This window comes from Streptosporangium sp. NPDC001559, from assembly GCF_042893955.1.
In the GTDB taxonomy this organism is placed as follows: Bacteria; Actinomycetota; Actinomycetes; order Streptosporangiales; family Streptosporangiaceae; genus Streptosporangium.
Window position 1 is genome coordinate 217,504 of sequence record NZ_JBIAVG010000004.1, and the last position, 20,020, is coordinate 237,523.

A 20,020-nucleotide genomic window follows, 5' to 3' on the forward strand; every position below is an offset into this window, starting at 1 on the left:
CCTACCTATGCCGCTTCCCTGACCAGTTCGGTCCGCTGCCGCTTGGCGAACGCGAGGGCGACCAGGTCGATCATCGCGTGGACCACGATCGGCAGGAGCAGGTCTCCGGTCCTGAAGTAGACGAAGGTCAGGCCGAGACCGGCCGCGGCGACCGGGATCATGCCGAGCCAGCCCTGGTAGACGTGGCCCGCGACGAACACCGCGAGCGCGAGCCCCGCCGCGACCTCCCGGCTGAGGCCGAAGGCCTCCGTACCGACGGCGATGAGCAGCCCCCGGAAGACGATCTCCTCGGTGATGCCCGCGGTCACCGAGAGTCCCGCGGCGTACCAGCGTTCGGTCCTCGTACGCGGCAGCAGGTGGCTGACGGCCTTCTGCTGGAGGGCGGCCCGAGTCGTCTTGGACGTCTTGTCCGCCCTGGCAGCGGCCCACCCGCGGGCGAACAAGACGACCGCCATCATGAACACGGCACCGACGACCATCCCCAGGGTGTCGGCCGCGGGCCTGTTGATCACCAGCCCGATGTCCGCCAGGTCGAGGTTCGGCTCGATCGCGACGATCACCAACGCCATGGCGGCCAGCACCCACAGTTCGGCGCTCCAGATCGTGAGCATCCTGCGGTAGACGCCGGGGTCCTGGTCACGGGTACGGCCGAGCCGGTCGTAGGTGCGCTTGCCCATCAAGGGGCTGACGACGACCAGATGAACGATCAGCACGACCGACAGTGCAAGGGCCAGGGGAGTGAACGACATGGGGGAAACCTCCGCTAAGTGCTTCGCTATCTAAACGGTAGAGCAACCTAGTTAGGAATACAACCTAGATTGCGGTGGCCACTCGGTGCCGACAAATTGAGTTGTCTTGACAGTTGAAATCGTCGGCAATAGCCTGTGGCGGGACGAGAGCACATCGAAGGAGCGAGACCCATGCGCATCGTGATCAGCGAGTTCATGAGCCTGGACGGCGTCGTGCAGGCACCGGGCGGCCCCCAGGAGGACACCGACGGTGGCTTCACCCACGGCGGCTGGTCACACCCGTTCTTCGACCCCAAGGTCGTCGGCGGCTTCTTCGACGAAGGGCTGTCCGCGGCGCAGGCGCTGCTGTTCGGGCGCCGCACCTGGCAGACGATGGCCGCGGCCTGGCCGGAGCGCGGCGGCGACCCGTTCGCCGACCGGATGAACTCCATCCAGAAGTACGTGGTCTCGCGCACCCTCCGCGACGACGAGCTGACCTGGGAGAACACCAGCCTTCTGCCTGGCGAGGAGGCCGTGGCCCACATCCGGAAGCTGCGTGAGCAGGACGGGGGCGACCTGCTGGTCATGGGCAGCCCCACGCTGGCGCGCACCCTCATCGGTGAGGGCCTGGTCGACGAGCTCAGACTCGTCGTCATGCCGGTGATCCTCGGCGGCGGCAAGTCGATCTTCCCCGGCGACGGCGCGCTGCACACGTTCGACCTGGTCTCCCTGGTCACCGCCACCACGGGAGCGCAGGTGTGCGTCTACCGCCCCGCCGTACCCGCGTGACCGTTCGACCGGTGCTCGGTGCGACCGGCGTGCTCACAGGATCGGTGTGACCGTGTGACCACGTGATCGGTGCGACCGGGACCCATGAAAACACAGCAGCCCCCTCCGGATGCCCGCGGAGGGGGCTGCTGTGTTTTCACGGAACGACGAGCCTTTTCACCTCCCCGCCAGGTGCCCCGCGACGGTCGGCGCAGGACCGTTCGAGCCGAGTTGAAACGCCCGGCGGCCCGCTCGCGCGTCCTCCACGGCCTGTTGACCGCTCTGAGCCACGACTTCAGGATGAAGAACACACCACGACCATGCGAGAACACCTCAGCAGCGAGCCGCTCCGAGGTCAGAGGAGGTTCCTGAGAATGAACCTGAGCGAAGAGCTGAGAAACGCCCCGTGGCGCAAGGCCACCAAGAGCGGCTCCAATGGCGGCAACTGTCTTGAGGTCGCCCCGCTCTCCGGGGGCCGCGTCGCCATCCGCGACACCGAGGCCCCCGACCAGGCCCCCTACGTCGTACGCGCCGCAGTCTGGGACGCCTTCATCGACGGCGCCAAGAACGGCGAGTTCGACTTCTGACCCCCGGTTTGGGGACGACGCCCATGAACCAGGTGAACGCCGGTCACCGGTTCACAGCAGGCGTCTCTGTATGACGTCGGCGAGGACGGCGTTCACGACCCTGCCGACTTCGCCGGGTCCCGGGGCGGTTCTCCCCCGGTCGGCGAACAGCAGGTGGCCGGCGCCGATCAGGGAGAGTGCGAGTGCGTCCGCGTCGGCGTCCACCGCGATGCGGCCCATCTCGCGCTCCTCCCTCAGGTAGCCGGCGACCATGGTCGCGGCGTCCGTCAGGACCGGGATGCCGGGAGCCGGTCGGCCCTGACGCAGCCGGGCGCGTAGTTCGTCCCGGAAGATGATGAGCCCGACGATCCCCACGGCGACCGGGTCGAACAGGTCGACCAACGCCCCGGTCAGGTTGCCCGCGACGTCTCCGGTCCCCGCCGAGCCACGCAGGGTCGCGGCCTGGCCCTCAAGCCGGGCGATGCGGTCTCGCACGAGGTCGGCGAGGAAGGCGTCGAAGTCCTCGAAGTGCCGGTGCAGGACCCCCTTGGCGACACCCGCCTCCGTTGTGACGGCCCGGCTGGTCAGGCCGTTCGCCCCGTCCTGGAGCAGGACTCGCTCGGCGGCGTCGAACAGCTGCTGCCGTACGTCCCGAAGGGCCACCCCGGTCGGCATCTCCGGCCCCTCCTTCTCCTCGAACCCTTCTTCGCTTACCGCGAACCGTAACCCGATTGTCGAGTGGGCATGTGCCCACTATGGTGGGCACATGCCCACTCTAATGCGAGAGCAACCGGAGCCCCAGCGGAACGAAGCCCATAAGGCCAGGCAGATGGCCGAGTCGTTCGGAGTCGACGCCGAACGCTACGACCGCGCCCGGCCCCCTTACCCCGACGCCCTGGTGCGGCGGATCATCGCCGACAGTCCCGGTCTCGGCGTCCTCGACGTCGGCTGCGGCACCGGCATAGAGGCCCGCCAGTTCCTGGCGGCCGGATGCGAGGTGCTGGGGGTCGAGCCGGACGCGCGGATGGCCGAGTTCGCCCGCCGTACCGGGGTCGAGGTCGAGGTCGCGACCTTCGAGGACTGGGACGCGGCGGGCCGTACCTTCGACGCGGTCGTCGCCGGGCAGTCCTGGCACTGGGTCGACCCGGCCGTGGGCGCGGCCAAGGCGGCGCGGGTGCTGCGCCCCGGTGGCCTGCTCGCGGTGTTCGCCCACGCCTACGACGCGCCACCCCCCGTCGCCGATGCGTTCGCCACGGCCTTCGGGAAGGCGGTGCCCGACTCGCCACTCGGCGCCGCATCACCGAAACCGGCCGGGGACGTCTACCGGACGATGTTCACGACGTTCGCCGACGGCATCAGGGAGGCGACCGTGTTCGGCGAGCCGGAACACCTGCGGTTCGACTGGGAGCGGTACTACAGCCGCGCCGACTGGCTCGACCTGCTCCCCACCACCGGCGTGCTCACCCGGCTCCCCCCGGACAAGCTGGCCGAGATACTTCAGGACGTCGGAGCCGCCATCGACGACATCGGAGGTGGTTTCACCATGACCTACACCACGATGGCCGTCACCGCGTCCCTGCCCACCTGAACCGGATCCGCCCTCACGATCGACCACGTGAAGCGGGCGGGAGCCCCGCCCGCTAGACGAGGTCCAGGCCGCCGTCGACGGTGAGGACCTGGCCGGTCAGCCAGGTCGTGGCGGGGTCGGCCAGACGCAGGATCCAGGTGGCGACCTCCTCTGGTTCGCCGCGACGGCCGAGCGGGATGCGAGCGGCCTCGTCCTGCTTGATCTGCTCGACGACGGTCTCGGGCAGGCCGGCGGCGGCCAGGGCCTGGCTTTCCGTGGGGCCGGGGGCCAGGGCGTTGACGCGGACGCCGTCGCCGGCCAGTTCCAGGGCCCAGCTGCGGGTGAGCTGTTCGAGGGCGGCCGCGGTGCTGGAGACGGCCCGCGCCGACGACGTTGGCGCACACGTCGGCGTGGCCGACGACCCGAACCACACCTGAACCCGGTACGGCTGAGCGGCCCGTGCCCTGGGAACGTCCAGTGGCCGGTCTACCGGGGACGGGAGCGGGAAGCGAGGGTCACGGCGGTGAGAAGGGCCAGGGCGACGGCCAGGACCGGGACCGCGCCGAGGTTCAGGAACAGGATCGCGCCGGTCAGGGCGCCGGTGAACAGGGCGGTTATCGAGACCGAACGGCGTAGCCCGGCCCGCTCCGGTGGGTCGGCGGCCAGGAGGGTGAGAGTGCTGGTCAGGACGGTGATGGTGACCAGGTCGGGCACCGCGAGGCGGCGTGCCGCGGCGTTCTGCAGGCCCATGCCGTACCCCAGCAGGGCGATCAGCGCAGCCCGGACGCCGGCCGTACGGTGGCCCGCCAGCAGGGCGACCACGAGGGCCACCGCGACCAGGAGGGCGTGCACGGCCGTGAGGACCGTGAACTCCCGCCGCGCCTGCGGCATCCACCGGGCCAGACGGCCGGTGCTCCAGGCCCCGGCGGTGAAGACCGCCACGGCCAGGGGCGGCGCCCAGACCGACAGCTGCGGGTCACCGGCCAGGGCGAAACCGAGGAAGGCCACGTTGCCGGTCATGTTGGCGACGAAGACCCGGCTCAGCCCGAGGAAGCTGAGCGCGTCCACGAGTCCGGTCGTGACGGTCAGCACCACCAGCAGGGCGGGCAGGATGCCGTGCCGGTTCGCCCCGGGCACGAACAGCAGGTCGGAGACCCGCCGCAACCCGCCCCTCACGACCGTCCCCGTGTACGGCTCCGCGCCCCCACGACGCCGTCCATCCCCGAACTCCCCATCGCCGTGCCGACGTGAGACGGTTCCTACCCGCGAAGGCGCCCGGACCCAACGCGAGAGTCGTGGGAGAGGCGCCGCCCGACCCCACTCCGAGGCGCGACGGGCCGAGGCTCCGTGGGCTGAGGTGGCCTGATCCGGTCTCCGGGAACTCCGGTGGTGACGTGGCCGTTTGGCCGAATGATCACATCTCACAGGCATCGGTAGCAGGAGAGGAAGCCGTGATCTTCAAACGGATGCTGGGAGCCTTCGGCGTCGGAGGCCCTTCGGTGGACACGGTTCTGGCCACCCCGCGTGTGCAGCCCGGTGGGACGCTGCACGGCGAGGTGCACATCAAGGGTGGTGACTTCGACGCCGAGATCGAGTACGTCTCGCTCGGCCTGGTCGCCAGGACCGAGTCCGAGCACGGCGACGGAGAGTACGTGGGGCTGGTGGAGTTCCACAACGTCTCGGTCTCCGGGCCGTTCTCCCTGCGCACCGGTCAGGACAGGGTGATCCCCTTCCAGATCGCCGTCCCGTGGGAGTCTCCGCTCTCGGAGATCGGCGGTCAGCACCTGCACGGCATGGCCCTGGGGGTGCGCACCGAGCTGTCCATCGCCGCCGCGGTCGACAAGGGCGACATGGACCCGCTGGTGATCGAGCCGCTGGCCTCCCAGGAGGCGGTGCTGCGGGCCTTCTCCCAGCTCGGGTTCCACTTCAAGAGCGCCGACCTGGAGACGGGCCACATCCGTGGCGTCCACCAGCAGCTGCCGTTCTACCAGGAGATCGAGTTCTATCCGCCGCCCGCCTACTCGGGGCGGATCAACGAGGTCGAGCTGACCTTCGTCACCAACCCGGGCGGGTTCGACCTCATCCTTGAGGCCGACAAGCGTTCGGGCGGCCACAGCCACGGTGGGGACTCCTTCGCCCACTGGCAGAGCGACCACCACGGGGCGCCGCACCGCGACTGGGCCGGTGAGATCAACAACTGGCTCGCCGCCCTGTCCCATGGCGGTCACGGTGGTTTCTCCGGCCATCACGACCCCTACGCCCACGGGGGGTACGGCGGGCACCACGGGGAGCACCACGGCGGTCACCATGGCGGCCATCACGACGGGGGTCCCGGCTGGGGCACGGTCGCGGCGGCCGGAGCGGCCGGTCTGGTCGGCGGTTTCGTCGCGGGCGAGGTCGTCGAGGAGATCTTCGAGGGCGACGACGAGGGCGAAGGCGACTGGTAGAACCGCCGCCCGGCCTGGACGGGCTGTACGACCTCGAACAGCCCCGCCGTACGGTCTCGGCCCGCCCGCTTCGGATCCGCCCGGCCGGACGGTCTTGGGTCCAGGTGGTGAAACGTGATGTGGCCCCCGCCCTGAAACGGGCGGGGGCCACATCTGTTCTCGTGGAAGGGGCGGCTACGACCGGCGCCTGCCGTACTGACCCGCGGCGAAGGCGACGCCCACGGCGGCCAGGGCGATCTGGATGATCAGCTCGATCCAGTCGACCCCGCGGGTGCTGGCCACGCCGAGCACGGTCGCGATCGCCGTGCCGATCAGCGCGGCGACGACGCCGATCACGACGGTGAGCCAGATCGGGATGTTCTGACGGCCGGGAACGACGAGTCGTCCGAGGACTCCGATCACAAGACCGACGATGACTGCGGAGATGATGCCGGTCACTGCCATGGTGCGCACACTCCTGTGAGGCTGCCTCCGACCGGGGGGTGGAGGCGGTCAACCTGACGTCGCGTCAACGACCGGGCGACCCGTCGTGGTTCCCGGAGTTCTGAGCGCCGCCCCGTGAGGCGGCGGCGCTCAGAAGGTCATCAGGAACTCGTAGACGTTCAGCAACGTCATCAGGATCCACAGAGCGACGGCGGGAAACCGGGCGCGTCTCCACCAGAGACCACCCCCGCCAGGCAGAACCACGATGTTCTCTCCCTCGATCGCGGCCCCCTTCCTACTCTGCCCGATGCGCCCGGGGTTCGGGGGCAACGTCGCGCAAAGCCACGCCGGGTTCCCTCCCGCCCGCGCCCGCCTCCTGAGAACGATTTCCCCGGCCCCGCGTGTGCTCAGCCCCCCACCGGTACGCTCGGGGTATGATCCGCGACCTTTTGAACGTCTATGACCAGCAGATGCGCGGTGTCCCCCTCAGACCCCCTTCCGGTGTCTCCCACGAGCAGGACGGTCCGGTGCTGCGGGTCGTCGGCGAGCACCGGGGGCTGGTGACCGGGCCCCGTGACCTGGGGATCGAGGGCGCGGCTCTGGACACACTGATCGCCAGGCAGCGCGACTACTTCGCGGCGCGCGGTGAGGCGGTCGAGTGGAAGACCCGGGGGCACGACCACCCCGAGGACATCGTGGAACGGCTGGTGAAGGCCGGTTTCCACGCCGAGGAGACCGAGACGGTCATGATCGGCCTGGTATCCGAGACGGCGGCCGAGCCGGTCCTGCCCGCCGGGGTCGTCCTGCGGGAGGTCCACGACCTGGCCGACCTGCGGCGCATCGCCGCGATGGAGTCCGAGGTGTGGGACGCCGACATGGGGTGGCTGGTCGACGACCTCTCGGCTCGGCTGACCACCGCGCCTGCCGACATGACCGTGCTGGTCGCCGAGGCCGACGGGCGGGTGGTCTCCGCGGCGTGGCTGGTCTACCGGCCGGGCACGGAGTTCGCCTCGCTCTGGGGCGGTTCGACGCTGGCCCCCTGGCGCGGCAGGGGCATCTACCGGGCGCTGGTCGCCGAGCGGGCGCGCAGGGCGGCCTCACGCGGGGTGCGTTATCTCCAGGTCGACGCCTCCGACGACAGCAGGCCGATCCTGGCCCGGCTCGGCTTCCACGCCGTCACCACGACCACCCCCTACGTCTGGGCCCCCTGACGCCGGTCGGTCGCCAAGGCCTGAGCGTGCGGTGGCCCGCCCTGCCCGCTTCCTGATTTCGTCGGTGTCGGCGGATACCGTGGCGTCGCCGTCACCGAACGTCCACGAGCCTCCAGGCCGTCCCGGCCGGTGTTCGGCCGGGGAGGCGCACGCCGCTCCCGCCTCCGTCAGGTTCTTCTAAGGGTTTCGTGAGCCAGGGCGGCGTCCGGTGACTTTCCTCACTCCTCACGTTATCCATGAGGTCCTACCCCAGGTCAGGCCGTACAGCACGGCGGCGATCACCGGGACCGGCATAACGCTTGCCTGTGAACCATCTCCCGCTTTCTCCGCTTAACCCACGACCATGGAACGCTCTGGGCAAAGCGAACAGTGAGTGTCGGATGGAGACCAAGGTGTCATCGGGTAACGCGGGATCGATGTGGCGTCTCCGCGGCCGGGCGATCGCCTCGGCCGCCGCGATCGTCGCTGTGACGCTGGTCGCGGCGGCCTGCTCGACCGGCGGGGAGGAAGGCCGGGCGACCCCCGACGCGCAGCGGTTCAGCGCCCCGCCCGAGTCCTCACCCGTCAAGATCGCCGAGCCTCCCTCGGTCGACCCCGGATGGCCTCGCTGGGGCTTCACCCACACCGGGGTCAGCGCCAACAACATCACCGAACGGTTCGAACGGGACGTGAGCCGGGCGCTCTCCGCAACGCCGCTCCTGCAGAACCAGCACATCATGGGCTTCGGCGCGCTCAACCCCGAGCCCCACCCGGGGGACTTCTACTGGGAGGACCTCGACAGCCGGATGAACCTCATGCGGCAGTCCGGCGGCACCCCCGTCATCACGCTCTGCTGCGCGCCCGACTGGATGAAGGGCGGCCCCCAGGGCCCGACGGAGGAGTCCGCCTGGGAGGAGCACCTGGAGGACGCCCCCTACCCCGAGCACTTCGACGACTTCGCCCAGCTGACCGCGGCCGTCGCCGCCAGGTACCGCGACGTCAAGTACTTCATGGTCTGGAACGAGCTCAAGGGGTTCTGGAAGGACCACGCCAAGCCCGCCGACTACAAGGGCTACACCGAGCTGTACAACAAGGTCTACGACGCGGTGAAGAAGGTCAGGCCCGACGCCAAGATCGGCGGGCCGTACATCGGGTTCGACACCAACCGTGAGGGCTCCTCCGAGCTGCGGGGGCCGTGGGGGGTCGTCAACCAGAACGTCCTGGACGCCTTCGACTACTGGTTCAAGAACAAGAGGGGCGCCGACTTCGTCGTGGTCGACGGCGCCTCGCTGACCGACGCCCACGAGATGATGCCCGACGCCTTCGGCGCGCTGGGCAAGTTCAGCGCGGTCACCTCCTGGCTGCGGAAGAAGGCCGGGGACACGCCGATCTGGTGGTCGGAGTGGTACTTCGTGCCCGAGGACGGCACCGCGTGGCCCCTGCCCAAGCGGCTGGCCGTACAGGCGGCCTCGATGATCGAGTTCGCCAGGAGCGGCGCGGCGACCGCGCTGTACTGGAACCCGCAGGCCAAGAGCGGCGCCTGTGACGGCTGCATGTGGGACCCGAAGACCGGTGCCCTGCTGCCCGTCGGCAAGCTGGTGAACGACTTCGCCGAATGGTTCCCCGCCGACGCCGGACTCCAGGACGTCACCTCCTCCGACCCCGCCGTCCGGGTGCTGGCCCAGCCCCGGCAACTGGTGATGGTCAACACCACCGAGAAGGAGGTCGACGCGACCGTGGACGGCAGGAAGGTCACCCTCCAGCCCTACGAGGTCAAGTGGAGCGCCCGCTGACCTGGGTCATTCGAGACGGGTCGGCGGAGTGTGGACCTGCTGGAAGATCACCGAGGTCTTGAAGCCGACGATCTCCCGGCGTTTGCTGAGGCGGTCCAGCAGGAAGGCGTGCAGGTGCTCCAGGTCCTGCACGGCGACGTGGAGCAGGAAGTCCTCGTCCCCCGCCACGACGAAGACGCTGAGCACCTCGGGCAGCGCCGCCGCCGCGCGCTGGAAGGTGTCGATGACCTCCCGGCTCAGGGGCCGCACCCGGACGGAGATCATCGCCTGGGTGGTCCGGTTGAGCGCCGCCGGGTCGATGTCGGCGTGATAGCCGCGGATGACGCCCCGGCGGGTGAGGGCGCGGACCCGTTCCAGACAGGTCGAGGGGGCGACGCCGAGCTGTCTGGCCAGTTCCCTGTTCGACTGCCGCGCATCCGTTTGGAGCAGGCGCACTATCTCCGAATCAAGTTCGTCCATGCGTGGATCGTCGCGCGTTTTCCGGCCGAACGTTCGGTGTCACCATCGGCTCACTGTTCATATGACTAGTTTCTGACGGTATGACGGGACACAAGCTGGGCGCCTGGCAGGGAACGGCATTGCTGGTCGGGGCGGTTCTCGGGCCGGGGATGCTGGTGCTCCCCCACCTCGCGGCCGTCTCGGCGGGCCCCGCCTCGGTGCTGGCGTGGGTCGGGTTGCTGGCGTTGAGCGTTCCGGTCGCGGCCACGTTCGCGGCGCTGGGCACCCGCAACCCGGGGGGCGGCGGGGTCTCGGCGTTCGTGAGGCCGGTGTTCGGACCACGGGTTTCCGCGATGGTCGGCTGGTGGTTCTACGGCGCGGTGCCCATGGGCACACTGGCCGGGGCGCTCATCGGCGGCCAGTACGTGGCGGCGAGCCTCGACGTCACCGGAACGGGCGCCTCCGGCCTCGCGGGCGTGGTCGCGGGAGCACTGCTCGCGGGGGCGTTGGCGGCCAACGCGGCGGGGCTGCGGGTCTCGGGACGGCTACAGCTGGTCATGGTGCTGACGCTCGTCGGGCTGCTGGTGGTCGCCGTCGCGGCGGCCGCCCCTTCGATGACGACCGCCCATTTCACCCCTTTCGCCCCGTACGGCCTGGCCGGGGTGGCCGACGCGGCCGGGGTGCTGCTGTTCGCGTTCGTCGGCTGGGAGGTGGCCAGCCACCTGTCCGGTGAGTTCGCCGACCGGCGGCGCGGGCTCATCCGGGCGACCGGGGCGACGCTGGCCGTGATCACGGTGCTGTACCTGGGGGTCGCGTTCGTGGCGACGGGCACGGGCGCGACACGGAGCCCGGTGCCGCTGACCGTCCTGCTGGAGATGGGCGTCGGGCCCGTGGCGCGCCCGGTGACCGGTGTGGTCACACTGCTGCTGACGTTCGGGGCGGTCAACACCTACATCGCGGGGGCCGCCCGGCTCGGAGCCGCCCTGGCCGCCGAGGGCGCCCTGCCCCGCCGTTTCGCCGACCCGGCCGGTGGGGTACGGCGGAGCCTGGGGCTGCTGGGGGTGCTGACGGTCGGGGTCGCGGTGGTGGCGCTGGTCTCCGGGCTGGGCGTGGACCCGTTGATGCGGGCCACGTCCGCGTGCCTGGCCGCGGTGACGACGGCGGGCACCGCCGCGGCGGTCCCGACGCTCACCGGGGGCAGGCGGGCGCTCGCCGTCACGGCGACGATCTCCTCGGGGGTGGCGACGGCGTTCTGCGGGTGGTACCTGCTGGTCCCGCTCGCCCTGGCGGCGGTCGCCGTACTCGGGTTCCGCGCCCGCCCGGCCCTGGCCGCGCGGGGGAGGTAGGCCGCTACGCGCGGCGGGCGCCGTGAGCCTCGGGCAGCCCGCCCACCTGGGCCGGTTGGTCGCGGAAGGTGGAGGCGAGGACGCGTTCCTGGGCGCGGGCGCCCCACTCCTCGACGCGGCGGCGTCCCCCGGGAAGGGCGCCGAGCACGCGGTAACGGAAGGTGTTGCCCGCGATCGCGAGGACGGGCGCCCACGGCAGGCGGGCCGGCAGTCCGAGGTCACGCATGCCGGACAGACCGACGAACGCGGTGAGCATGCTCAGGACGCGGGCGCGCTCATAGCGCTGGTGCAGGCGCTCGACCAGGGCGCTCCTGTGGCCGAAGGCGCGCATGCGCTGGGCGTCGACGGTCACGCGGGCCAGGTCCCGGCCCGCCTGGGACTGTCCCCCGGCGGACAGCAGGATGTGGTAGTTCATCCGGTGCCGCACGTTCTCCTCGTCCGTGAGGAAGTCGGGGGCGACGCCCATCAGCCATCCGACGTAGCGCCACAGGTGCATGAGGTCGTCGCGTTGCCGGCGGCTGAGGGGCACCCCCAGTGCGAGGCAGCCCAGGATCACGGTGGCGTCGAACAGGCCCAGCGTTCCCGCCTGGTCGGCCTGGTTGACCGGCAGTCCCCAGCGCCCGCTGTCCCACCGCGGCTCGAACCGGGAGTTGACCAGGGCGTGCATCGCGCGCACGTGGACGGTCAGCCGCCACCCTTCGGCACCGGGCCGCATGCCGCCGGGCCGGGTGACCTCGTGCGTCCACTTCTGGGTCTCGGCGAGGCGCCTGAGCGTGTTGTCGCCGCCGAGTCCCTCGGTGAGCACGAGGAGGTCGGCCGGTCCGCCGAAACGGTAGCCACCGATCAGTGACAGGTCCAGAAGCACGTCGTTCGCGTTGCGGCCGAGGTAGCGGAAGGCCACGGCACCCCGCTCGACCCGATCCCAGTCGACCCATTCGGGCACCTCGATGAGTTCGTCCATGAACCGCCTGAGCGCGGGCGGCAGGTCGTCCCCCCGGTGGGGCGCGTCCCGGAGGGCGGCGGCCACCTGGCGGTGCGTGACACGGCCGGGGTCGCCGGGGGGAAGGCGCATCGCCCCGGCCAGGTCGGCTCCGAGTTCGTCACGCTCCAGCAGGGCGGCGCGGAGCCGTTCCATGAACGACTCGTCGACCTCGGCGCCGACGCGGGTGAGTCGGAGCATCGGACGGGAGATGCCCCGGCCGCGTTGCTCGGCCTCTCGGAAGCGCGTGGGGTGGCGGCCGGTGACAACAGGGGTCATATCCACATTGATAACGCGATAAATCACCCGGATCCAATCCGCATATGCCCGGAATGCGCCTCAGCGTGCTCCGGGCACCCCGCCCTCCGGGGTGCCGGGGTGCCGGGGCCACGCGGAGTTCGGCGTGGCCCCGGCGCCGGTGTGGTGACGCGAAGACCGAAGCTCAGCGGGGCCGGCCGTCACCGACCGGTCCGCCGGGGCCGATCGGGACCGGCGACAGCGGGAGGTACAGCTGCGTCATCAGGCTCTCGGCCGTGACGTTCTCGCTCCGCGAGGGAGCGGTGATCGTCGTCTTGGCTCCCCAGCCGCGGTAATGGGTGTCCACCACGGCGTGCTCGGTGCGGCGGACCCCCTTGGTCCCCTCCTCCAGGGCCAGGGTGACCTTCTCGCTGGACTCCGTGACCAGGCGGACGGGCAGCTGGTCGGCGTCGACGAAGAGCCGGTAGGAGACCTTGCGCACGCCCCAGGTCCCCTCGCCGTACAGCTCGTCGGTGGTGATGGCACCCCGGTACTCACCGGGCCTCGGGCTGACGGACCTGGCGATCAGCTTCCTGAGGACCGCAGGGTCGAGAATGTCCAGGACCTGGCTGCCCCGCTGGCCTTTCGCCCCCCAGAGGACCTCGTCCCCGAACCTGAGCCAGTCCTCTCCCTCGGACATCCTGTCCGGCCTGAGGCCGGAGACGTAGGTGTGACGCCCCACCTTGATCGCGTGGAGCGGGGATCGCAGCCGCTCCAGATCCTTCTCGGAGAAGAGCTTCCCGGCCTCCGGGGGGACCTGACTTCTGGAGACGAGGTCGTAGTCCACGTTTCCAGCCCGTCCGAACCCAAGCGAGCCAGTGGTTTTAACGATGAAAGAACCTTTCATCCCCGAATAAGTGGCTCGGGCGACCTCCGTGATCTGAACCCCGCGCCCCGGGACGAGGTGAGCCTGCACGCTCTGGACCGGGCGCGGGACCGGAGAGGCCTGGGCCTGGCCGCTACCCGCGACGACGACGGCCGTCACCGAAACGGTGACCGCGATGGCGAGACGTCTCATATCGATTCCCCCTGTATCAACACACAGGGGAAAGATCATTCCGGGTCGAGATCACGGGGTGATCACACATCACCCGTCCCGTACCGGAACACGACCAGGGCCTCCCCGCGGTGGTGGCGGGGAGGCCCTGGTCGTGTGAAGGTCAGGAGAAGACCTGCTGGATGACGCTCTCGCCGTCGCCGACGATCCTGCGGAAACGGCGGGCCAGCTCGACCGCCTCCTCCTTGGAGCGCACCTCGACCAGGGCGAACCCGGCCACGGCCTCCTTGGCCTCCGCGAACGGGCCGTCCGTCACGGTGATCTCTCCGCCGGAGGAGACCAGCCGTACGCCTCCGGGTTCCAGGCCGCCGGTGGCCAGCAGGACGCCGGCCGCCGTCAGCTCTTCGACGAAGGCCGCCATCTCGGCGTACAGCCGCTCGTCGGGGGCGGTCTCCGAAGGCTTGGTGGTCATCAGGTAGCGCATGGTCGTTCCTCTTCCTCGGTGTGCTGTTCCATTCTCCGCCCCTACGTCGAACGAGCGATGTGACAGGGAACGCCGCCGTTCCCTGTCACATCGCTCGTTCGACGTGTCAGCGAAGAACCCGGCGCAGAAAGGCCAAGGACATGACCGCCGTCCAGCTCCCCCGCACCACCTCCACCACCGCTCCCGTCGCCTCCCGCACCTCGCTGACCTGCCTGGCCGTCGCCGCTCCGCTGTGGGCGGCCGTCTCCCTGGCCCAGGCCGCGACCCGCGAGGGCTTCGACCTGCTCCGTCACCCGCTGAGCGCGCTGAGCAACGGCTCCCTCGGCTGGCTGCAGATCGCCAACTTCGTCCTCGCCGGACTCCTGACCGTCGCCGGGGCGAGCGGCCTGCGCCGGGCCCTGGCGGGCGGTCCCGGCGGGCGGTGGGCGCCGCGCCTGGTCCTGGCCTACGGCGTCGGCATGGTCGCCGCCGGTCTCCTCGTCATGGACCCGGGCGACGGCTTCCCGGCCGGCACGCCGTACGGCATGCCGCAGGCGCTGAGCTGGCACGCCTACGGCCACATGGCGGCGGGCACGCTCGCCTTCGGCACCCTGATCGCCGCCTGCTACGTCCTGGGCCACCGCTTCGGCCGTACCGGGGAGCGCGGACTCGCCGTCGCCTCCCGCGTCGCGGGCACCGCCCTGCTCGCCGGTGACCTGTGGGCCATGACCGGCGGTACGGCGGGCTCCCTGACGCTGGCCGTCGGCGCGATCACGGCGATGCTCTGGATCTCCGTGGTCGCCGTCCGCCACCGGTGAGGCCTCTCGGGAAGAAAACCGCGGTCCATGCGGGAAGACATGGACCGCGGTTTCCCGCATATCCCCGGGCGGCTCGCCTCTCGCCGCCCCCGTGGCGCATTGCGAATCTACCTGCGAAAAGAATTCCTACGTATACGCATTTCTCCTGATATCGACAGCTGTTTCTGACATGCATCCTTTGTCGTGTCGCCGAAAAAATCGGTGACGCCCGTGGCCCCGGCCCCGGGTCGTTCCATTGGAGGAGGAGACATGAAGCCGACCACGAAGATGAAGAAGATCACTGTCCGTCGCGCCGGCGACGTCCGTCTGACCAGCGCCACGTGCTCCTGCCCTTACCCCCAGGCCAACTAGTAGCCGCCGGGTAGCGGAATGAGGCTGTGCGCACCGATCCGTGCGCACAGCCATCCGGCCTCTCAGGGACCGGAACGACGGCGGAAAGGGTTTGAAGGGCGTGGACGACGTCAGGATCGCTTTCCACGAGCTGAGCTTCGTCTCCGAGGGGGACGACGTGGTGGTCGGCAGGGTGGACGCGGACTCGTACGCGGTGCTGCCCAGCGACGGCGCCGCCCTGCTCAGGGAGATGACCCGGGGCATGCCGCCGGAACACGCCGCGCGGTGGTACGAGGACACCTACGGCGAGCAGGTCGACATCGACGAGTTCCTTGAGACACTGCACGAGCTGGGGTTCGTCCGCTCCGGCAGTGACTCCGACGGTGACTCCGACGGGAACGTGACCGCACCGGACCCGGACAGGCGGCTGCCGTTCCGCAGGCTGGGAGAGGCCGCGTTCTCCCCCCTCGCGTGGGTGCTCTACGGCGCCGTGTTCTGCGTGTGGCTGTTCACCGCCCTGCGCGACACCGGCATACTGCCCAGCCCCCACCACATCTTCTTCACCGACTCGCTGCTCGTCGTCCAGTTCGGGATCATCTTCGGGCAGTTGCCGCTGGTCTTCCTGCACGAGGCCTTCCACATGCTCGCCGGGCGGCGGCTCGGGCTGCGCAGCAGGCTCAGCGTCAGCAACCGCTATCTGTACATCGTCTTCGAGACGCAGATGAACGGCCTGCTCAGCGTCGAACGCGGGAAACGCTACCTGCCGTTCCTGGTGGGGATGGTGTGCGACGTCGTCGTCTTCAGCCTGCTCGGCCTGGCCGCGCACCTCACCAGGACCGCCGACGGCGCCTTCTCACTGACCGGCCGGGTCTGTCTCGCCCTGGCCTTCACGGTCCTGATGCGCTTCGCCTGGCAGTTCCAGCTCTACCTGCGCACCGACCTCTACTACGTGTTCGCGACCGCGCTCAACTGCCACGACCTGCACAACGCCAGTACGGCGCTGCTGCGCAACCGGATCTGGCGGCTGCTGCGGCGCCCGGAACGGCTCGTGGACGAGGAGCAGTGGACCGAGTACGACCGCAGGGTCGGCCGGTGGTACGGCCCCTTCATCAGCCTCGGTGTCCTGGCCATGCTGCTCATCACCGTGTTCGGGTCGCTGCCCGTGGCCGTGCGGTACGTCCAGACCGCGCTGCGGAGCATGGAGGGCGGAGTGGCGACCCCGGCCTTCTGGGACGGGGCGCTGGGACTGCTCATCCTCGTGAACTGGTTCGTCACACCGGCCTACCTCGCCCGGCGCAAGCGCAGGCAAGCCCGCCAGGACCGGCCACGGACGGTCGCCGAGCCGGCAACCACCAAGGGAGTGAACTAGAGATGCCTGCCCACCTGAGGATCGTCGGCGACCGCCGTACCGACCGGCTGCGCCGGGCCACCGAGGAGCCGGACGGCGGACGCGCCGTCGTCGCCGTGTGCCACCAGCGGCTGCGCGGCCCCTACACGGGTGTCGACACGCTGCTGCGGGCCGTGCTGCCCGAGGCGTACGCCCGCTGGCCCGAACTGGTCGACCGGCACCGGGTCGAGCTGCTCTACGGCGTCCCCGAGCTGGCGGAGCTGGTCGGGGAGGCGCCGCAGCAGCTCGCGTTCAAGGGGCCGTTCGAGGAGCGCACCCGCTTCTACGGCTCCCAGATGATCCGGTGCATGAACCAGGGCATCGTGACGTTCCTCAACGAGCACGCGCGGCGGCTCGCCGAGGCGGGCGACCCGGCGCCGCTCCTGGTGTTCGAGGACGCGCACGCCGCCGAGCCGTCCACCCAGGAGCTCATCGCGCTGCTCCTGCGCAGGTCCGACCCCGGCAGGCTGCGGGTCGTCGTCTCCACCGTTCCCGTGGCCTCCCTGACCGGGGAGCTCGAAGGGGCGCTGACCCGCCACACGGAGACCGTCCAGGCCGCACCCGGTGAGCCCTCCCCCGACGGGCGGTCCGTCGAGGAGCTGGTCAGGGCGTACGTCATGGCAGACGGCATCAGCGACGACCCGGCCGAGATCGCCGCCTACGAGGCGGCCGACCCGGAGTTCGTCCGGCGGCTGCACGACCTGCGCGCCGAGGAGCTGTCCCCGGACGCGGACCTGGGGACCAGGATGGGCGCGCTGCCGTACCACCGTGAGCGCGGCGCCGACCCCGGCGGCCTGGGCCGGGAGGCGCTCACCGAGGGGCTGCGGATCAGCGCGGAGATCGGCTTCTCCGCGATGACCCTGGACATGGGACTACGCGGCAGGGCGGTGACCGACCCGGTCGCCGACGCCGACGACTTCCGCCGGTTCACGGCGCTGGCGGCCAACGCGCTGGTGCCGCTGCACCGCCTCGACGAGTCGTTCGACCTCTACATGGACCTGCGCAGGCGGTACACCGACCCGAACGCGCACATGATCTCCAGCTACGGCATCGCCATGCTGTACACCCGGTTCTTCTCGCCCCGCGACCACGAGACGGCGCTGGCCTGGCAGAACAACGCGGTGGCCATCGCCGCCCTGCTCCCCGACCCCAGGGAGCGCACCCTGCGCCAGGTGTTCAACGACAACGCCCTCGCGCTCATCGAGATGCACCGGGGCAACCTGGAGCACGGCCTCGAACTCATCCGGGTGGGCATCGAACGGCTCGACGCCATGCTGGAGCCCGACGAGTGGGTGGTGCACCGCTCACAGCTGCTCTACAACAGGACCCGGCTGCTGGCCGCGCTCGGCCGGACGGACGAGGCCTACGCCGACTTCACCGTGCTGATCGAGATGGACCCGTACTACACCGACTACCTGTGCGAACGGGCCAAGATCTCCCGCAGGCGGGGGGACCTCGACGCGGCGCTCGCCGACTACGACCGGGCGGTCGCCATGGCCCCGCCCTTCCCCGAGCTGTTCTACAACCGGGGCACCGCCCGCGCCGAGGCGGGGGACGCCGACGGCGCGCTGGCCGACTTCGGCTACGTGCTGGAGATGGAACCGGACGACGTGGCCACCCGGATGCGGCGCGCCGAGCTGCTCCTCGGCCTCGGGGACTTCGAGGCGGCCGAGGCCGACGTCGTCGCGGGCCTCGAACTGCGGCCCGCCGACCCGGAGCTGCTGTGCATGCGGGGCACGATCGCCCTGGAGTACGGCGACGCCGAGCAGGCCGCCCGGTGGCTGGACGCCGCGCTCGACGGCGACCCCGGATACGCGGCGGCGCTGGTCAACCGGGCGGTCGCGTCCTTCGAGCTGGGCCGTCCCGCCTCCTCCGTCGAGGACCTGACCCGGGTGCTCGACCTGCTCGGCCCCGACCCCGACGTGCTGCTCAACCGTGGCCTGGCGCACGAGGCGGCGGGCAGCGCCGACCTGGCGCTGCGGGACGTCGAGACCGCGCTCGGGCTGCCCGGCGCCGACGTGGCCGAGCTGGAACCCGTACGGAAGCGGTGCAGGCGGCGGCTGGCCGGTGTGTGACCCGTACGGTCACCTGCCCGCCCCGCGTTCGAAGGAGGCGACGATGCCGAGGCGCTGGGCGAGCAGCACGGCGTTGACCCGGTCGCACACCCCGAGCTTGCGGTAGAGCCGCTCCTGGTGCTTGGTCACCGTGCGCGGCGACAACCCCAGCCTGCGGGCGATGGCCACGGCGCTCAGGCCCGCGCAGAGCAGGCGCAGCACGTCGTGCTCCCGGGGGGTGAGCCGTACGTCGACGGCCGGGTCCGCCGTCCTGGTGATCGCCGTGTACGGCCTGACCAGCGTCTCCAGCGCCTCAAGCCGTGCCTCGCCCAGCGCGGTGCCGCCTGAGCCGATCACCCCGGCCAGCCACTCTCCCGCCGAGTCGGGGGTGACGTCCCAGCACCACAGGTCCTCGTGCCGGGTGAACACCCCCAGCTTCGGCCCGCTCCCTGCCAGCTCGCGCGCCAGGTCCTGCCCGCCGTGGGAGGCGGCCCACAGCAGGCGCAGTGTGTCTGCCGCGACGGGATCTCCCGGTCCTGGTCGTCCGGGATCGCCGGTCTCCGTCCGCTCAAGCGCCGACTCGTTCACCGTCATCGTCGCGGCGAGCATGGCGAGCAACATCGAGACGATTCGATGCACCCGTTCTCCTCCTTGCCTGATGAATGTGCCCTTGGTGAATGCCCCCGGTGCGATTCCACTACTAACCCAGTTCGGGCTCCCCGGCCATATCGCGGGTTGATTTGGGGGCCAAATGGGGGCCGCGTTTATTCCACCTTCCGTGAAAGGGGTTTGACCCGGTCCCGGCATCGCGTTTTCCGTGAGAACGGGCCCTGCCCAGGGGACTTTCCCCTCTCCCGACTAACCTGGTTTCGAGAAAACCGGTGAGGGGGGCGTTCGCGATGGGTCACGCGGTCGCGACGGCCGCGACGGCCGCGACGGCCGCGACGGCCGCGACGGCCGCGACGAAGGAGGATCACCGTGATCGAACGGATGGACAATGTCGGCATCGTCGTCGAGGATCTCGACGCCGCCATCGCGTTCTTCACCGAGCTCGGCATGGAACTTGAGGGCAGGACTCTGATCGAGGGAGCCTGGGCGGCCCGTGTCGTCGGGCTCGACGACGGCATGCGGTCCGAGATCGCGATGATGCGCGTCCCCGGCGGCCACGGCAGGCTTGAGCTGGCGAAGTACCACACCCCGGCGGGGATCCGCCCGGAGCCGGAGAGGGCGCCGGTGAACACGCTGGGGACGCACCGCGTCATGTTCGCCGTCACGGACATCAACGACACCCTCGACCGGCTGCGCGCCCACGGCGCCGAACTCGTCGGCGAGGTGGCGCGATTCGAGGACAGCTACCTGCTCTGCTACCTCCGTGGCCCGTCGGGCATCATCGTCGCCCTGGCCGAACAGATCGGCTGATCCCCGAGGG

At 70.5% G+C, this 20,020-nt stretch carries 21 protein-coding genes; 11 read left to right on the forward strand and 10 right to left on the reverse strand.

Annotated features, from left to right (window positions below):
- Positions 1 to 5: 5 nt before the first annotated feature.
- Positions 6 to 749: a CPBP family intramembrane glutamic endopeptidase gene (locus ACFYY8_RS10975; protein WP_390039472.1), complete on the reverse strand. Its 744-nt coding sequence runs from the start codon at positions 747 to 749 to the stop codon at positions 6 to 8.
- A gap of 171 nt (positions 750 to 920) precedes the next feature.
- On the opposite strand from ACFYY8_RS10975, the gene ACFYY8_RS10980 reads away from it, so the two are divergent.
- Positions 921 to 1,517, forward strand: a complete 597-nt coding sequence (locus ACFYY8_RS10980; RefSeq protein WP_390039474.1) for a dihydrofolate reductase family protein — start codon at positions 921 to 923, stop codon at positions 1,515 to 1,517.
- Between the two features lie 353 nt (positions 1,518 to 1,870).
- Entirely contained in the window at positions 1,871 to 2,083 is a 213-nt protein-coding gene (locus ACFYY8_RS10985; RefSeq protein ID WP_390039476.1) for a DUF397 domain-containing protein, read from the forward strand.
- A gap of 51 nt (positions 2,084 to 2,134) precedes the next feature.
- Here ACFYY8_RS10985 and ACFYY8_RS10990 read toward each other — a convergent pair whose 3' ends face one another.
- The gene (locus ACFYY8_RS10990; protein WP_390039478.1) at positions 2,135 to 2,737 is read right to left on the reverse strand and encodes a TetR/AcrR family transcriptional regulator; all 603 of its coding nucleotides are present in this window, start codon (positions 2,735 to 2,737) and stop codon (positions 2,135 to 2,137) included.
- Positions 2,738 to 2,891: 154 nt separating this feature from the next.
- On the opposite strand from ACFYY8_RS10990, the gene ACFYY8_RS10995 reads away from it, so the two are divergent.
- Positions 2,892 to 3,650, forward strand: a complete 759-nt coding sequence (locus ACFYY8_RS10995) for a class I SAM-dependent methyltransferase (RefSeq protein ID WP_390039480.1) — start codon at positions 2,892 to 2,894, stop codon at positions 3,648 to 3,650.
- Between the two features lie 52 nt (positions 3,651 to 3,702).
- Here ACFYY8_RS10995 and ACFYY8_RS11000 read toward each other — a convergent pair whose 3' ends face one another.
- Positions 3,703 to 4,062: an SDR family NAD(P)-dependent oxidoreductase gene (locus tag ACFYY8_RS11000; RefSeq protein ID WP_390039482.1), complete on the reverse strand. Its 360-nt coding sequence runs from the start codon at positions 4,060 to 4,062 to the stop codon at positions 3,703 to 3,705.
- Between the two features lie 53 nt (positions 4,063 to 4,115).
- On the reverse strand, positions 4,116 to 4,805 hold the full coding sequence (locus ACFYY8_RS11005) for a YoaK family protein (RefSeq protein ID WP_390039484.1): 690 nt from the start codon (positions 4,803 to 4,805) through the stop codon (positions 4,116 to 4,118).
- Between the two features lie 275 nt (positions 4,806 to 5,080).
- Here ACFYY8_RS11005 and ACFYY8_RS11010 point away from each other — a divergent pair, with 275 nt between their 5' ends.
- Positions 5,081 to 6,076, forward strand: coding sequence for a sporulation protein (locus tag ACFYY8_RS11010; protein WP_390039486.1), 996 nt, complete (start codon positions 5,081 to 5,083; stop codon positions 6,074 to 6,076).
- Between the two features lie 174 nt (positions 6,077 to 6,250).
- On the opposite strand, the gene ACFYY8_RS11015 is transcribed toward ACFYY8_RS11010, so the two are convergent.
- Positions 6,251 to 6,520 (reverse strand): GlsB/YeaQ/YmgE family stress response membrane protein, encoded by a 270-nt coding sequence (locus tag ACFYY8_RS11015; RefSeq protein WP_390039488.1) that lies wholly within the window; start codon positions 6,518 to 6,520, stop codon positions 6,251 to 6,253.
- A gap of 413 nt (positions 6,521 to 6,933) precedes the next feature.
- On the opposite strand from ACFYY8_RS11015, the gene ACFYY8_RS11020 reads away from it, so the two are divergent.
- Together ACFYY8_RS11020 and ACFYY8_RS11025 are read left to right on the forward strand one after the other, a co-directional pair.
- The gene (locus ACFYY8_RS11020; RefSeq protein ID WP_390039491.1) at positions 6,934 to 7,710 is read left to right on the forward strand and encodes a GNAT family N-acetyltransferase; all 777 of its coding nucleotides are present in this window, start codon (positions 6,934 to 6,936) and stop codon (positions 7,708 to 7,710) included.
- Between the two features lie 392 nt (positions 7,711 to 8,102).
- Positions 8,103 to 9,482, forward strand: a complete 1,380-nt coding sequence (locus ACFYY8_RS11025; RefSeq protein WP_390039493.1) for a xylan 1,4-beta-xylosidase — start codon at positions 8,103 to 8,105, stop codon at positions 9,480 to 9,482.
- Between the two features lie 6 nt (positions 9,483 to 9,488).
- On the opposite strand, the gene ACFYY8_RS11030 is transcribed toward ACFYY8_RS11025, so the two are convergent.
- Positions 9,489 to 9,941: an Lrp/AsnC family transcriptional regulator gene (locus tag ACFYY8_RS11030; RefSeq protein ID WP_390039495.1), complete on the reverse strand. Its 453-nt coding sequence runs from the start codon at positions 9,939 to 9,941 to the stop codon at positions 9,489 to 9,491.
- Between the two features lie 80 nt (positions 9,942 to 10,021).
- Here ACFYY8_RS11030 and ACFYY8_RS11035 point away from each other — a divergent pair, with 80 nt between their 5' ends.
- Entirely contained in the window at positions 10,022 to 11,266 is a 1,245-nt protein-coding gene (locus ACFYY8_RS11035; RefSeq protein WP_390039497.1) for an APC family permease, read from the forward strand.
- A gap of 4 nt (positions 11,267 to 11,270) precedes the next feature.
- Here ACFYY8_RS11035 and ACFYY8_RS11040 read toward each other — a convergent pair whose 3' ends face one another.
- The 3 genes from ACFYY8_RS11040 to ACFYY8_RS11050 all read right to left on the reverse strand — a co-directional run bounded on the left by ACFYY8_RS11040 (position 11,271) and on the right by ACFYY8_RS11050 (position 14,023).
- A complete protein-coding gene (locus ACFYY8_RS11040; RefSeq protein WP_390039499.1) occupies positions 11,271 to 12,524 on the reverse strand; it encodes an oxygenase MpaB family protein in 1,254 nt (417 codons plus the stop codon).
- A 163-nt stretch (positions 12,525 to 12,687) separates the two neighbouring features.
- Positions 12,688 to 13,329 (reverse strand): hypothetical protein, encoded by a 642-nt coding sequence (locus ACFYY8_RS11045; RefSeq protein ID WP_390039501.1) that lies wholly within the window; start codon positions 13,327 to 13,329, stop codon positions 12,688 to 12,690.
- Between the two features lie 373 nt (positions 13,330 to 13,702).
- The gene (locus ACFYY8_RS11050; protein WP_390039503.1) at positions 13,703 to 14,023 is read right to left on the reverse strand and encodes a YciI family protein; all 321 of its coding nucleotides are present in this window, start codon (positions 14,021 to 14,023) and stop codon (positions 13,703 to 13,705) included.
- A 140-nt stretch (positions 14,024 to 14,163) separates the two neighbouring features.
- On the opposite strand from ACFYY8_RS11050, the gene ACFYY8_RS11055 reads away from it, so the two are divergent.
- The 3 genes from ACFYY8_RS11055 (at position 14,164) to ACFYY8_RS11065 (ending at position 18,612) form a co-directional block, all read left to right on the forward strand.
- Complete coding sequence (locus tag ACFYY8_RS11055; protein ID WP_390039505.1) at positions 14,164 to 14,820, forward strand: DUF998 domain-containing protein; 657 nt, start codon at positions 14,164 to 14,166, stop codon at positions 14,818 to 14,820.
- A 451-nt stretch (positions 14,821 to 15,271) separates the two neighbouring features.
- Positions 15,272 to 16,519, forward strand: coding sequence for a hypothetical protein (locus ACFYY8_RS11060; RefSeq protein ID WP_390039507.1), 1,248 nt, complete (start codon positions 15,272 to 15,274; stop codon positions 16,517 to 16,519).
- Between the two features lie 2 nt (positions 16,520 to 16,521).
- Complete coding sequence (locus ACFYY8_RS11065; RefSeq protein ID WP_390039510.1) at positions 16,522 to 18,612, forward strand: tetratricopeptide repeat protein; 2,091 nt, start codon at positions 16,522 to 16,524, stop codon at positions 18,610 to 18,612.
- A gap of 9 nt (positions 18,613 to 18,621) precedes the next feature.
- Here the strand turns inward: ACFYY8_RS11065 and ACFYY8_RS11070 are convergent, their stop codons facing one another.
- A complete protein-coding gene (locus ACFYY8_RS11070; RefSeq protein WP_390039512.1) occupies positions 18,622 to 19,230 on the reverse strand; it encodes a response regulator transcription factor in 609 nt (202 codons plus the stop codon).
- A 351-nt stretch (positions 19,231 to 19,581) separates the two neighbouring features.
- Here ACFYY8_RS11070 and ACFYY8_RS11075 point away from each other — a divergent pair, with 351 nt between their 5' ends.
- Positions 19,582 to 20,010 carry a VOC family protein gene (locus ACFYY8_RS11075; protein ID WP_390040084.1) on the forward strand — a complete coding sequence of 143 codons (429 nt, stop codon included), beginning with the start codon at positions 19,582 to 19,584 and terminating at the stop codon, positions 20,008 to 20,010.
- The last annotated feature ends 10 nt before the right edge of the window (positions 20,011 to 20,020 follow it).

Coding starts and splice junctions, on each gene's coding strand:
- ACFYY8_RS10975 (WP_390039472.1), bottom strand. CDS start 749: ATGTCGTTCACTCCCCTGGCCCTTGCACTGTCGGTCGTGCTGATCGTT.
- ACFYY8_RS10980 (WP_390039474.1), top strand. CDS start 921: ATGCGCATCGTGATCAGCGAGTTCATGAGCCTGGACGGCGTCGTGCAG.
- ACFYY8_RS10985 (WP_390039476.1), top strand. CDS start 1,871: ATGAACCTGAGCGAAGAGCTGAGAAACGCCCCGTGGCGCAAGGCCACC.
- ACFYY8_RS10990 (WP_390039478.1), bottom strand. CDS start 2,737: ATGCCGACCGGGGTGGCCCTTCGGGACGTACGGCAGCAGCTGTTCGAC.
- ACFYY8_RS10995 (WP_390039480.1), top strand. CDS start 2,892: ATGGCCGAGTCGTTCGGAGTCGACGCCGAACGCTACGACCGCGCCCGG.
- ACFYY8_RS11015 (WP_390039488.1), bottom strand. CDS start 6,520: ATGGCAGTGACCGGCATCATCTCCGCAGTCATCGTCGGTCTTGTGATC.
- ACFYY8_RS11020 (WP_390039491.1), top strand. CDS start 6,934: ATGATCCGCGACCTTTTGAACGTCTATGACCAGCAGATGCGCGGTGTC.
- ACFYY8_RS11030 (WP_390039495.1), bottom strand. CDS start 9,941: ATGGACGAACTTGATTCGGAGATAGTGCGCCTGCTCCAAACGGATGCG.
- ACFYY8_RS11035 (WP_390039497.1), top strand. CDS start 10,022: ATGACGGGACACAAGCTGGGCGCCTGGCAGGGAACGGCATTGCTGGTC.
- ACFYY8_RS11040 (WP_390039499.1), bottom strand. CDS start 12,524: ATGACCCCTGTTGTCACCGGCCGCCACCCCACGCGCTTCCGAGAGGCC.
- ACFYY8_RS11050 (WP_390039503.1), bottom strand. CDS start 14,023: ATGCGCTACCTGATGACCACCAAGCCTTCGGAGACCGCCCCCGACGAG.
- ACFYY8_RS11055 (WP_390039505.1), top strand. CDS start 14,164: ATGACCGCCGTCCAGCTCCCCCGCACCACCTCCACCACCGCTCCCGTC.
- ACFYY8_RS11065 (WP_390039510.1), top strand. CDS start 16,522: ATGCCTGCCCACCTGAGGATCGTCGGCGACCGCCGTACCGACCGGCTG.
- ACFYY8_RS11075 (WP_390040084.1), top strand. CDS start 19,582: ATGGACAATGTCGGCATCGTCGTCGAGGATCTCGACGCCGCCATCGCG.